This window comes from Acinetobacter harbinensis, assembly GCF_000816495.1.
Lineage (GTDB): Bacteria > Pseudomonadota > Gammaproteobacteria > Pseudomonadales > Moraxellaceae > Acinetobacter > Acinetobacter harbinensis.
On the sequence record NZ_JXBK01000001.1, the window covers coordinates 2,028,723 to 2,042,308 of the forward strand.

General features: G+C 41.8%; 11 protein-coding genes. 3 read left to right on the forward strand and 8 right to left on the reverse strand.

The annotated features are described in order from the left end of the window. Positions 1-31: 31 nt before the first annotated feature. The 4 genes from yaaA to pheA form a co-directional block, all read right to left on the reverse strand. Entirely contained in the window at positions 32-811 is a 780-nt protein-coding gene (gene yaaA, locus SE27_RS09490; protein WP_039622864.1) for a peroxide stress protein YaaA, read from the reverse strand. Positions 812-1,060: 249 nt separating this feature from the next. Beyond that, the gene (locus tag SE27_RS09495) at positions 1,061-1,438 is read right to left on the reverse strand and encodes a hypothetical protein (protein WP_039622867.1); all 378 of its coding nucleotides are present in this window, start codon (positions 1,436-1,438) and stop codon (positions 1,061-1,063) included. A gap of 110 nt (positions 1,439-1,548) precedes the next feature. Beyond that, positions 1,549-3,795, reverse strand: coding sequence for a bifunctional prephenate dehydrogenase/3-phosphoshikimate 1-carboxyvinyltransferase (locus SE27_RS09500; protein ID WP_039622869.1), 2,247 nt, complete (start codon positions 3,793-3,795; stop codon positions 1,549-1,551). Between the two features lie 114 nt (positions 3,796-3,909). Then, on the reverse strand, positions 3,910-5,019 hold the full coding sequence (gene pheA / locus SE27_RS09505; protein WP_039622871.1) for a prephenate dehydratase: 1,110 nt from the start codon (positions 5,017-5,019) through the stop codon (positions 3,910-3,912). 449 nt (positions 5,020-5,468) lie between these two features. Here pheA and SE27_RS09510 point away from each other — a divergent pair, with 449 nt between their 5' ends. Both SE27_RS09510 and SE27_RS09515 read left to right on the forward strand, forming a co-directional pair. Next, positions 5,469-7,190 (forward strand): long-chain-fatty-acid--CoA ligase, encoded by a 1,722-nt coding sequence (locus tag SE27_RS09510; protein WP_039622872.1) that lies wholly within the window; start codon positions 5,469-5,471, stop codon positions 7,188-7,190. Positions 7,191-7,337: 147 nt separating this feature from the next. After that, complete coding sequence (locus SE27_RS09515) at positions 7,338-7,856, forward strand: DJ-1/PfpI/YhbO family deglycase/protease (protein ID WP_039622875.1); 519 nt, start codon at positions 7,338-7,340, stop codon at positions 7,854-7,856. Between the two features lie 43 nt (positions 7,857-7,899). On the opposite strand, the gene SE27_RS09520 is transcribed toward SE27_RS09515, so the two are convergent. Both SE27_RS09520 and SE27_RS09525 read right to left on the reverse strand, forming a co-directional pair. Continuing rightward, positions 7,900-9,042 carry an acyl-CoA dehydrogenase family protein gene (locus SE27_RS09520; protein WP_039622877.1) on the reverse strand — a complete coding sequence of 381 codons (1,143 nt, stop codon included), beginning with the start codon at positions 9,040-9,042 and terminating at the stop codon, positions 7,900-7,902. Positions 9,043-9,197: 155 nt separating this feature from the next. After that, a complete protein-coding gene (locus tag SE27_RS09525; protein ID WP_039622879.1) occupies positions 9,198-10,535 on the reverse strand; it encodes a dicarboxylate/amino acid:cation symporter in 1,338 nt (445 codons plus the stop codon). 430 nt (positions 10,536-10,965) lie between these two features. On the opposite strand from SE27_RS09525, the gene SE27_RS09530 reads away from it, so the two are divergent. After that, positions 10,966-11,979, forward strand: coding sequence for a glycosyl transferase family protein (locus tag SE27_RS09530; RefSeq protein ID WP_039622881.1), 1,014 nt, complete (start codon positions 10,966-10,968; stop codon positions 11,977-11,979). Between the two features lie 226 nt (positions 11,980-12,205). On the opposite strand, the gene SE27_RS09535 is transcribed toward SE27_RS09530, so the two are convergent. Together SE27_RS09535 and SE27_RS09540 are read right to left on the reverse strand one after the other, a co-directional pair. Next, on the reverse strand, positions 12,206-12,472 hold the full coding sequence (locus SE27_RS09535) for a YeaC family protein (RefSeq protein WP_039622882.1): 267 nt from the start codon (positions 12,470-12,472) through the stop codon (positions 12,206-12,208). Positions 12,473-12,475: 3 nt separating this feature from the next. Then, the gene (locus tag SE27_RS09540; protein ID WP_039623942.1) at positions 12,476-13,417 is read right to left on the reverse strand and encodes an NAD(+) kinase; all 942 of its coding nucleotides are present in this window, start codon (positions 13,415-13,417) and stop codon (positions 12,476-12,478) included. Positions 13,418-13,586: the final 169 nt, after the last annotated feature.

A 13,586-nucleotide genomic window follows, 5' to 3' on the forward strand; every position in this document is an offset into this window, starting at 1 on the left:
TATATTAACGCAAACTCAATAGCGCACAAATCTAAGCGGCTTGCTCATCACGTTTAAACACCAACTCACCGTGTATTGAACTGCCGGAGTCAAAATAATAGCCATTCAGATTAAAGGATTTTAAATCTTCAATCCGCTGGAGCTGATTTTCAATCATATAACGCGCCATTAAGCCCCGCGCTTTTTTGGCATAAAAACTAATCACTTTATATTTGCCATTTTTCTGATCTAAAAAAACCGGTTTAATAATTTCGGCGCGAATCTCAGCCACATTGACCGATTTATAATATTCATCAGAGGCCAAATTGAGTAATAACTCAGATTCAGCGTTGGCTAAATCTTGATTAATTAAGTCCGTAATATGATGACCCCAAAATTGATATAAATTATGCCCACGCGCATTATGCAATTTTGTCCCCATCTCTAAACGGTACGGCATCATTAAATCTAAGGGCCGCAACAGCCCATATAAGCCGGACAACATACGCAGATGCTGCTGCGCATACTCAATTTGTGAGTCATTGAGTGCATAAGCATCTAAACCAGTATAAACATCACCTTTAAAGGCAAACACAGCCTGACGTGCGTTAGAGAAATTAAATTCAGGTTGCCAATCCTTAAAGCGCGCCACATTTAACTGTGCAATTTTTTCACTTACTTTCATTAAATCCGCAATCTGTGTTGCGGACAATTGACGGCTAATGTCAATCAGTTGCTGGGAATGTGTAAGTAATCGCGGCAAAGTATGCACGTCGGCCGGTAATGCAGTTTCATAATCTAGCGTTTTTGCAGGAGAAATTAAGGCGAGCATGGACAACCTGATTAAAGAGTAATTCATCAAACTATAACAGCAGCGTTATTTTATTTCCAATGTCTACTTTTATTGATTGGTACAGATAAAAAATAAGCACTATAAAGTTAAGCACGAATCCGATATGACTTCATTTTTATCTAACCAATACTGACCACAGTAATGCCATCATCTCAGCCAGTTAAAATGATGTAGCGTGTATCAATCCAGTTTTAGATGAAGCTGCCGAGATTGAACCAAAAATTTTCGTTAGCCTTGCCATTTAAATTCACTAAAAGATTCATCTTCTTTAAGGGTATTTTCAACCGCTTGCGCCAATTGATTCAATAGACTTTGTTCGGTGATTCGGTCTAACCAGTCCTGATCTTCGTCGGGATATGAGGTGATCTCACAGACCAAATGCCCTTCTGCATCATGACTATGACAGGTAATAGATAGCGGTAAGGATTGATTGTCTACACTCACCGCCACCTGATCGCCACTTTGTGACAGGGTCTGAAAACCATATTGCCCCAACGCTTTAGACAAAATATCTGCCACATATTCTTGTGTGACATGGCAGTCATTGGCTGGTGATGAAACATGATTATGTTTTTCACAGTTCGCGGTAAATTGTAATGTTCTCATCTGCGCATTCCAAAGCATTCTTGTTGTATGGCTTTAGAATAAGCAATAAAAACCAAACAGCCAAGCAAAAGCTTGGCTGTTGTTGAGCAGATTTCAGTAAATTAGACTAATTACTCACTGACTTGAATCGCCAAACCGGCTTGATTGGCCAATGCAGTAAACGTAGGGAAACTGGTGGCGACTGTTTCTGTACCCACAATCTTAATTTCACCCGAAGTACGTAAACCCGCCATACTGAAACTCATGGCAATGCGGTGGTCATGGTGTGATTCAACTTCACCGCCAGTAAAAATATCTGACCACTCGCCTGCTTTCCCTTTACCTTGAATAATAATACCGTCGTCTGTAGGCGTACATTCAATACCCATGGTTTTTAAGCCATCCGCCATCACTTGAATGCGGTCAGATTCTTTCACGCGTAGCTCAGCGGCACCGGTCAGAACAGTCTGACCTTCTGCACAAGCCGCAGCAATAAACAGTGCGGGAAACTCATCAATCGCCAATGGCACTTGGTCTTCAGGCATATGAATGCCTTTTAAAGTCCGTGTACCTTTAATACGAATATCAGCAATTGGCTCACCGCCGGCAATGCGTTCATTTTCAATGCTTAAATCTGCACCCATTTGTTTTAAAATTTCAATCACACCGGTACGTGTCGGATTAATACCGACCGCTTCTAATGTGATATCTGAGCCTTCAGTAATTGCAGCACCCACCATAAAGAATGCGGCAGAGGAAATATCTGAGGGCACTTGAATATTGGTGGCCAGTAATTTTCCACCGCCTTGTAGTGAAATACGATTACCTTCGGTCTTCACCTCATAACCAAAAGCACGCAGCATACGTTCACTATGATCACGTGTCGGCTCAGGCTCAGTCACAGAAGTTTCACCCTTGGCCCATAATCCAGCCAATAAAATACCCGATTTCACTTGTGCAGAAGCCATCGGTAAATCGTAATGAATCCCGTGTAAGTTTTGACTGCCGACAATTGAAATTGGCGGTGTACCGCGTTCACCGGTACTTTGGATGTGTGCGCCCATCTCACGTAGCGGTTGAGCAATACGCTCCATCGGACGTTTAGACAGTGAGGGATCACCGGTCATGACAGAGTCAAATTTCTGCGCGCACAACATACCGGCAAGCAGACGCATCGAGGTGCCGGAATTACCCATATACAAGGCATGTTGCGGTGCTTTTAAACCGTGCACACCCACACCATGAATGGTGACTTCACCATTTTCAGGCCCTTCAATATGCACGCCCATATCACGAAAGGCTTGTAAGGTGGCAAGCGCATCTTCACCTTCTAGAAAACCGGTTACTCGTGTGGTTCCTTCGGCAATCGCACCGAACATGATGGAGCGATGTGACACAGATTTGTCACCTGGCACAGTAAATTTACCTTGGAAAGTTTTAGAGCCAGGCAAAATGGTAAATTGTTGTGTCACGTTATTGTTCTCCATCAAGGTTTTTTGAGCCAACATATGGTTAAAGTGTTGTCGTGCAGCTTGTGCATGTTCCAACACCTCCATTAATGCGGTCGAGTTTTCATCTTCAATCAATTGACGCAAAGTCGCGAGCTGTTTTTCAAAGCCATCGACTGCGGTTAAAATGGCTTTTTTATTGGCAAAAAAAATATCGTGCCACATATGCGGATCACTGGCCGCTATACGCGAAAAGTCACGAAAGCCACCGGCGGCATAACGAAAAATATCTAAATTATCTTCTTGATTGGCCAATTGCTCAACCAAATTAAAAGCCAGCAAATGCGGAAGATGACTGGTATGCGCCAGCACTTCATCGTGCTTTTGTACATCCATACAAATCACTTCAGCTTTGGCCGCTTGCCACATTTGAGTGAGTTTATTCACCGCCCAATCCGCACTGCTTGGCAATGGAGTCAAAATTACTTTGTGATGGGCAAATAAATTTACATGACCGGCATGTACACCGGTATGTTCAGCACCTGCAATCGGATGGCCGGGCACAAAACCTGCGGGTAAATCTTCCCCATAGACCGCTTTGGCCGCCGCCACCACATTGGCTTTGGTACTGCCGACATCGGTAATAATCACGTTAGCAGACAAATAAGGTCGAATCGTTGCCAACACTTTTTCGGTGGCCTGCACCGGTAAAGCCAAAACCACCAAATCCGCGCCTTGCACTGCATCGACCGGATTAATAAATCCCTGCTGAATCAGTCCCAAGGCTTGTGCATCATCCAGTGTTTTTTGAGAACGCGTGGAGGCTACAATGTGCTGGGCTAAATTTTCAGCAATCATGACGCGCGCCAAACTTGAGCCAATCAGCCCAAAGCCAATAAATACAACTTTTTCAAACAGTGGCTGAAACATAACTTCGGCTTTTTCCTCTAGCGTATTGAGGTGTTAAATGGCATAGACTTGCCGTAATTTCAAATCATAAAAGCAGTCAATTACCAGATAAAACTGACTGCCAAATCAAAGCATTTATAACACGGCAATTGGATAAGAACCCAAGACACGCACTTCTTTGACCAAGGGACGAATTTCCTCAATCGCAGCTTTGACATTTTCTTGATCGACATGACCTTCTAAATCAATGAAGAACACGTAGGCCCATTTTTCTGGCAGTGCCGGACGCGTTTCAATACTGGTCAGACTGATATTATGTTTGGCAAAAGGCACTAAAATTTCCAGCAATGCACCAGCGCGGTCATGTGCAGAGATTAACAATGAGGTTTTATCATTGCCGCTTTGTGGAATTTTTTCACGGCCAATCACCAAGAAACGCGTGGTGTTTTCTGGATTGTCTTCAATATTACTGTGGAAAATTTCTAATTCATAAATACTGGCGGCCACATCAGAGGCAATCGCGGCAGAGTGCCACTCACTGCGAATCCGTCGTGCGGCTTCTGCATTTGAACTTAAAGCCACACGTTCAACGCCCGGATAATGTGCATCTAACCAGCCACGGCACTGCGCCAAGGTTTGTTGATGTGCATAAATTTGTTTAATGCTGTCTTTACGCGTATTCGATGAGACCAAAAATTGATGATGAATACGCAGCTCGACTTCACCAATCACATTTAAATTGGATGATTTAAAACAATCTAAGGTGTGATTCACCACCCCTTCAGATGAGTTTTCAACCGGCACCAAACCATAATGGGCGCTGCCTGCTTCAACTTCACGGAATACTTCATCAATGGTCGGAAGTGGGCGCACAATAGCATCTTGACCAAAATGTTTCAGCACGGCGGAATGGGTATAGGTGCCCACTGGCCCTAAAAAGGCAATACTTTGCGGCGCTTCAAGCGCTAAACAGGCCGACATAATTTCGCGGAACAAACGCGCCATGGTCACATCGGACAATGGCCCTTCATTACGCTGCATAACATTGCGTAAAACTTGCGCTTCACGTTCCGGACGATAAAACATTGGATTCTCTTCAGATGCAAATTTTGCTTTTGCAACAGCTTCCGCCAGTTTTGCTCGTCGGTTGATAAGTTGTTGAATCTGCTGATCTACAGAATCGATATCTTCACGAATTTGAGCAAGGTCAAGAGAAGTCTGAGTGTTTTGATCGTCGTTGATCATTGTTATGTCGCCCTTGAAAAACATTATGCAAACAGTATAACAATAGTCAGCTTTTAAATGTTGCGCAATAAGACTTTGATTGATTCAGCCTTAAAAACATACAGTTGATTTAATCGGCATATTTATACGCCGTGCTTTTTACGCCCATTGTGAACATTAATCACCTTTTGCCACTCTAGGCACTATTTTAACCACGCATGAGTACGGCAATGGCTATGCACTTGGTCTGGATTCAGTCAGCCAAACGTTAATTCATTCACCAGAGACTTAAAGAGTTGTAAATAAAATCACACTTTAACGTAGCTTTTTTCGATAAAACACGCATCTTGTTTTCAAAGATGGATTGGTAGATTTAATCATTGTGCAGCCAGTACATTTGCTTGATGTTGAAAGCGAGATGTCAGGACTGACATAAAAATAAAGTTAAAAGATCAATTTAAGGATATTCAATGAGTCTTTACGCACAGCGCCCATGGCAACAACATTTACCTCAAGCATTACAAGGCTATCAACTTCATCCGGAGCAGGTTCATGCTAATTTAGCCCAATTGCTACAGCCACAGCATATGCATTTTCCTCAGGCTGCGGCCTTTAGTGTGGTGTTACCCAACGGTTTAACTAAAAGTTTAAGCTTTCAAGAAATTGATGAGCAATCAAACGCACTGGCCAATTACTTACAGCAGCACTTAAAACTACAACAAGGCGATGTGGTCGGTTTACAAATGCCGAATTCGTTACATTATCCCATTGCAGTTTTTGCCTGCTGGAAAGTCGGATTAATTATAACCAACATTAATCCGCTGTATACCGCGCGTGAACTGGAATACCAACTGACCGATAGCGCAACCAAAGCGTTAATCGTATCTGATTTATTTATTCATACTTTTGAACAGGTCATTCAACATCATCCTCATTTACAAGCGTTACCTGTTGTCAGTGCCAGTTTAAGTGATTTTTTTGCTGAACCCTATGCCGCGATGATTGCACAAAAAATGCAAGCCGATGCCGAAGCGCAAGGTCGTTCCCTGCATTTAAAAATTGAGCACTCTAGCTTTAGCGCTGCCTTGGCTTTGGGTGCAACTTTAGAAACTTACAAACCCATAGCGCATGACATTGCACTGTACCAATATACCGGTGGAACCACAGGACGCAGTAAAGGCGCAATTATCAGCCATCAAAATCTAGCTTCTTTGATTAAAATTACGGGTGACTATTTACGTGCACATCGGTCTGAATTTAATCAGCACGATTGCATTTTAACGGCGATTCCGCTGTACCATATTTTTGCCTTTAGCGTTAATTTCCTAATGTTTTTTGAAGGTGGCTCACACAATTTACTTATTCCTTCACCGCGTCCAATCAGCAATCTAAAACCAGCATTTGAGCAATTTAATGTCACGTGGTTAACCGGTGTCGATACCTTATATGCCGGTCTATTGGAAGAAGATTGGTTTATTGAAAACCCACCTCAACTCACTTGCGCACTGTCAGGCGGCACCGCCTTACGTCCAACCACCGCAGAAAACTGGAAAGCCAAAGTCGGCAGCATTATTGAAGGCTTTGGGATGACTGAAACCAGTTGTGCTGCTTTGTTACACCCGCCAATTCAACATATTCGTCAAGGCTCGGTTGGTTTTCCACTGCCCGGCTCGGATATTAAAATTATTGATACCCATGGTCAGGAGGTGCCGTTGGGTGAAGCGGGCGAGTTGTGCATTAAAGGCCCGCAAATTGTCTTGGGTTATTTAAACCGTCCCACAGAAACCGCAGAAACTTTTATTGAGGGCTGGTTACATACCGGCGATATTGCCAAAGTGGACGAAGATGGTTTTTGTTATATCTTAGATCGTAAAAAAGACATGGTGATTGTCTCTGGCTTTAATGTTTATCCCAATGAAATTGAAGCCATTTTGGTTGAACATCTCGATGTCTTTGAAGCAGCAGTCATTGGTGTTCCCGACCCCTATACCGGTGAGTCAGTGAAAGCCTTTATTACCTCTCATAATCCGCATCTTTTAATCGCGGACATTTTAAAGCACTGTAAGGATAATCTGACCGCTTATAAAATTCCAAAATCGATTGAGATTTTAACTGAGCTGCCCAAGTCAACGGTCGGAAAAATTCTACGCACAGAATTACGCCAAATGGAGCAAGATAAATTACCAGCTTAAATTCAATCACTTAAATTGATAAAACTTAGCTTCAAGGCCTATGCTTTGAGGCTTTTTTATTTTGTCATACCTGTTTACCAAATTCTTAAACACAACAGAATTGTTTAATTTATAGTCGTTTTAATCCCATCGTTCAGAAGCAGAAGAATGCCAAAAAGAATCGCAGTTTTAGTCACGCATGATTTTGAAGAGCTGCAATATTCAGAGCCAGTTCAAGCCTTTCGTGCAGCGCGGCATAGTATTTCAAATATTGAGAAAAGCGCTGGCAATATTATTTATGGTCAACAGCGCAAAGCAGCCGTAACCATTGACCACAGTATTGATGATGTCGGGATTGATGATTTTGATGCCCTATTAATCCCCGGAGGAAATTCAGCGCAATACTTATCTGAAGATGCGCGATTTGTACATTTTGTCCGGCATTTTGCCCAAGCTGAAAAACCCATTATGAGTATCTGTCATGGCCCGCAATTGTTAATTGCTGCAAAAGTGGTGCAAGGCCGCTTAATGACCACCATTCATACCCTATCTAAACAATTGGTTGATGCCGGTGCGGTGTATTACAATGTAGGCGTAGTCAATGACAATAATCTGTATATCTCCTCACGCAGCTACGCAGATTTAGCGGTGTTTATTCATGAGAGTTTACAAGTCTTGAAACAATAAAAAGAGCCAAATGGCTCTTTTTATTTGTGCCCTAACTTAAAAATTAGCGACCTAAAAGGCCACGCGCCACAATCTCTTTCATAATTTCATTGGTTCCACCGTAAATTTGTTGAATACGTGCATCAACAAAGAAACGAGAAATCGGATATTCACTCATATAGCCGTAGCCGCCAAACAATTGTAAAAGGTTATCCGCAACTTTCATTTGCATATCAGTACTAAAGCTTTTTAATGCAGCTGCTGTTTCTACATCCAGCTTGGCTTGTTTATATAGCTCGACATTGTGCTGATAAAAAGCAGCCGTGGCTTGTTCATCTATTTTTGCCTGCGCCAAGACAAAACGAGTATTTTGAAATTGGCTAATAGGTTGACCAAAGGCTTGACGCTCTTTCACATAGGCAATGGTGATATCAATACAACCGCGTATTGCACCCAAAGCAGTTGCGGCAATGGCAGTACGTTCTCGCGGCAACTCTTGCATTAAATAAGCAAATCCTTGCCCTGCTTGACCCAATAATTGATCTTTAGGCACTTGAATATTGTCAAAGAATAATTCAGAGGTATCTTGAGAATGTAGGCCAATTTTACTTAAATTGGTGCCCTTTTTAAAACCGTCTAAATGCGTATCTAATAGCATTAACGACACACCTTTGGCACGTGCTTGCGGATCTGTTTTAACCGCCAGAATCACCAAATCAGCATGCTGACCATTTGAAATAAAGGTTTTAGAGCCATTTAACAGGTAATGATCATCTTGCAAAATTGCATTGGTTCGCATGGCTTGTAAATCAGAGCCTGCACCCGGCTCGGTCATGCCAATGGCACCGACCACTTCACCGGCGGCCATTTTAGGCAGCCAATATTGTTTTTGTGCCTCCGTACCGATATTTAAAATATAAGGTGCAGCAATTTCAGAGTGACAAGAAATTCCGGTCGATAGTGCACTAAAGCCTGCACGGGCAGATTCTTCCACCAACATTAAGGAGTAATCTACTGGAACGTCATAACCGCCATACTGCTCCGGTAGATCAACGCATAAAAAGCCATTTTCGCCCAAAGCATTCCACAGCGAACGCGGCATAATGCCATCACGTTCCCATTGTTCATAATGCGGAGCGACATGCTGCTGCATAAAGCGCTTAAAGTTGTCACGGAAAAGTTCTAAATCTGCATCATAAGCCAACATATGCTGTCCTTGTATTAAGTATTATCGTTATTCGCTTTATCCTATGCACTTTCGCATCGGCTGTCATGTGCTAAATGCTGCATATTTGCGTACGCTACAGACACAAAAAAAGGAAGCCGTAGCTTCCTTTTTAATCTATTGATGGGTTAACCTGATTAAATTTTGCTTTCTTCCAACATTTTGGCATCCACCTCTTCTGGATGATCTAAAGCATAATTCAGCTGTTGAACATCTAATTGACCCACCCATTTTGCCACCACAATGGTGGCCAATGAGTTACCAACCAAGTTGGTCAAAGCACGTGCTTCTGACATGAAACGGTCAATACCTAAGATTAAAGCCAAACCAGCTACAGGAATATGTCCCACTGCCGACAACGTCGCTGCCATCACAATAAAGCCTGAACCCGTTACACCTGCTGCGCCTTTAGATGAAATCAGCAACACCACCAACAGGGTAATTTGATGTTCAATATCTAATTGCGTATTGGTCGCTTGGGCAATAAAGATTGCCGCCATGGTTAAATAAATCGAGGTACCATCAAGATTAAAGGAATAACCGGTTGGAATCACCAAACCCACCACCGATTTTTCACAGCCTGCAATTTCAAGTTTTTTCAACATGCGCGGCAAGACGGATTCAGAAGATGAAGTACCCAACACAATCAATAATTCTTCACGAATCATACGAATGATTTTTAAGATACTAAAACCACAGAATCGGCTGATACTGCCCAAAACAATAAAGATAAACAACAAACAGGTGGCATAGAAACACAAAATTAATTGTGCCAATTGCGCCAAGCTACTAATACCATATTTACCAATGGTAAAGGCCATCGCACCAAATGCACCAATCGGTGCTAACTTCATAATCATATTCACGATATTGAAGAACACATGCGACACTTGATCGATAAATTTCAGTACCGGTTTACCGGCATCACCCAGTTTATGCAGTGCAAAACCGAATAAAATCGCAAACACTAAAACTTGTAAAATTTCACCTTCAGCAAATGCACCCACCACCGTGTTAGGAATGATGTTCATCAAGAAATCAACGGTTGACTGCGATTGACCTGATTCTACATATTTAGAAATACCAGAAATATCCAAAGATGCAGGATCAATATTCATCCCTACCCCGGGTTTTGCAATATTGATGACCAACAAACCAATCAATAAGGCAAGGGTTGAAACAATTTCAAAATAAAGCAAAGCAATACCGCCGGTTTTACCCACCGACTTCATACTTTCCATACCCGCAATACCACTCACCACGGTACAAAAAATCACAGGTGCGATGATCATTTTAATCAAACGAATAAAAGCATCACCTAACGGTTTCAGCTGTTCGCCTAAGCCCGGTACATATTGTTCTGCCCCATTAATGATTTGGGTTCCACTTGGTGAAAAATAACCAACCAGAATACCGGCAATAATGGCAACGATCACTTGAAAATACAGTGACTTATAAATTGGTTTTTTAGCCATGACATCACTTCACGATATATTTCTTTATAAGAAATATTCAGATTTTGTCTATTTTCAGAAAATAAACAGCCCAAACCTCTTTTGCCAAGCAAAAGAGCGCCAAAATATTGAATTCATTCAATACTGAACAATAAATATCTTTTATTAATACGATTAAAAATCACGCGAATCTGACCATTCTCACAGTCAAAATCATTAGATCGGGAGATTTAAATGACACTAAAGTCTAACATCGATTAAATTTTACCTAATTTTTGAAGCTTTGTTATGCTTGATTGGTGAGACCGAACAAATATCCGCCTATTTCGTATTAGACATTGGTCTAAACTAAAACGTGATATTTTTATTTCAATTATGCTTAAAGTATTTTTCTCATTTTCCAGAATTCTTTATCTCACTCTTTTTTAAAACAAATGTAGTTAGTCAGCTTATGAATACCAAACGTAATATCTATAAAAATACTGAACATCCTTTTGCACAGTTTGTTCGGATACTCGGCAAAGGCAAGAATAGTTCGCGCTCACTTAGCTTTGATGAAGCGTATCAAGCATTTAGCATGATTTTAAAAGGTGAGGTATTAGATGTACAGTTGGGTGCATTTTTAATGCTGCTGCGTGTGAAAGAAGAATCGGTGGATGAATTGGCAGGTTTTGTACAAGCCACGCGCGATCAACTGAATTTTCAAGCGTTAGCGGTCGATTTAGACTGGTCATCCTATGCTGGTAAGCGTAAACACTATCCTTGGTTTTTATTGGCCGCGCTTACGTTGGCAGAAAATGGCTATAGAATTGTGATGCACGGCGCATCGGGTCATACCGTGAATCGAATCTATACCGAACAGGTTTTAGAATATTTGGGATATCCGATTTGTCACACGGATCAAGCGGTTGAACAACAGTTACAACAGCAGAATTTTGCCTATTTGCCTTTGGCAGCCATGTCCCCCATTTTAAGTGATTTAATCGATTTACGAAATGTCATGGGTTTACGTTCACCCATTCATACCTTGGCGCGCTTAATCAATCCGTTTAATGCCAAAGCCACCTTACAAGCAATTTTTCATCCGGCATATCGCACTTCACATCAACATGCGGCGTTTAAATTAGGCTATCAAAATAGTGTGGTGATTAAAGGCGAAGGCGGTGAGTTTGAGCGCAATCCTGATGCAAAAACCCTCATTTGTGGCATTAAAAATGGGCAACTCTATGAACATGAGTTACCAAAACTGACGGAAAACCGCAGCGCAAGTGAAGAACAGTTGGATTTAGCAACCTTTAAAGCCGTTTGGCAAGGTCAACAGTCGCATGAATATGGCGAAATAGCGGTGATCGAAACCATGGGTATTGCATTATATACCATGGGCGTTTGCGCGAGTTTTGAAGAAGCCATGTTAAAAGCGCAAGTACTTTGGCAAAGTCGTAAAGTCCTTCAATCGCCAAAATAAGCATAAAACTCTACGGCGTCTTCCTGGCTTAAATCTAAGATAAAGATGGGCTGTGTTCAGTTAAAAAAGTAATTCAATTTTTAGCTGGATAAAACTAAGTGAATAGCGCCATAGCGTACTTATGTTAAAAAAATAGGACGATATGCATATCGTCCTATTTTAAAAAACCAACACTGATTAATCGCGAGGGTTAAAATTTAAACTCTAACCCGCAAAGCCATGCTATTTATACAAAACGAATCGGTTTAAATTCAGGCTCAGGTACATGCGAGTCGCACTCATCGCCCTCTTCTTTATGCCCTTTATCAATATAACCACTGCGCTCTGTTTCAGGTAAGTTTTGCGCTTCCCATGCAATAACCGCCTGCATGCAAATTTGACGCTGCTCTTTAGTCAATGCCACACCATTGGGCCATTTACCAATTTCCACAGCAGTCTTTAAACGCGACACAATCTCAGGATCGAGCATGGTTAGCATTTGTTCAATATTCATCATTTAATCCTGTTGTTGTAAAGAGTCGAAATCTTGATTCCAACCAAGTTTGGTACGACATGCCATATAAAAGTCATAACCCGGTGGATGCAGTAAGTTCAACTTAAAGGGATGTTTACGAATGTGTAGACTGTCACCCACACTCAATGACACGCTGTGCTGACCGTCGGCACTGACCATCGGCAACACGCGATTCTCGCGAATCATAATCTTAATTTCACTTTGCCCACCAACCACAATCGGACGTGATGACAAGGTATGCGGATGCATCGGGACTAAAGAGATCGCATCCATACTAGGATGAACAATAGGCCCACCCCCCGATAGCGCATATGCAGTTGAACCCGTCGGTGTAGAGACAATTAAACCATCGCTGTGCTGACGATAGACATACTGGCTATCAATATGTAAATCGAAGTCAATCATATGTACCGAGCGACCCGAGTGTAAAACAATGTCGTTTAAAGCAATCGCTTCATAAATACTTTGCCCTTTAGAACGAATTTCCATTTCAAGCAAAAAACGCCGATCAAGCTGAAATTCGCCTTTGAGCACTTGGTCTAACTTAAAAATAACTTCAGTCGGCTTAATATCGGTTAAAAAACCTAAACGCCCGCGGTTTACACCCACCACGGGAGTATTGTGCTTTACCAACGCGCGCGCGGCATGCAGCAAAGAGCCATCACCACCGACAACAATGACCAAATCGACCACTTCACCCAGTAAATTACGGCTGACCGTTTGGGTATTTTCATAAGGAACCAATTGGGCTGTTTCTGTATCAAAAACTGGATGCAGGCCTAAATTTAATAAATGATCATGAATAAGGCTTAACGTTTCAACCACTGATGATTTATCTGGACGGCCAATTAATCCAATGTTCCGAAAAGTTTTATGTGAAATTTGCACCTGAAACATCGCTCCGCTACGATTCCAATCCATCATAGCATTAACTTTATTCATTTTAAAAAACTTTAAAGTTCAGCAAGCTTGCGGATCAGCACGAATACTCAATCTAAATAAAAGCGTCTAAACCTCAGCACTCAATCCAGCCTTAAATTGTGGCTGCTTCACGCCAAACACCCTGTTATAGGCTTGTTTTTAATTAAATCTT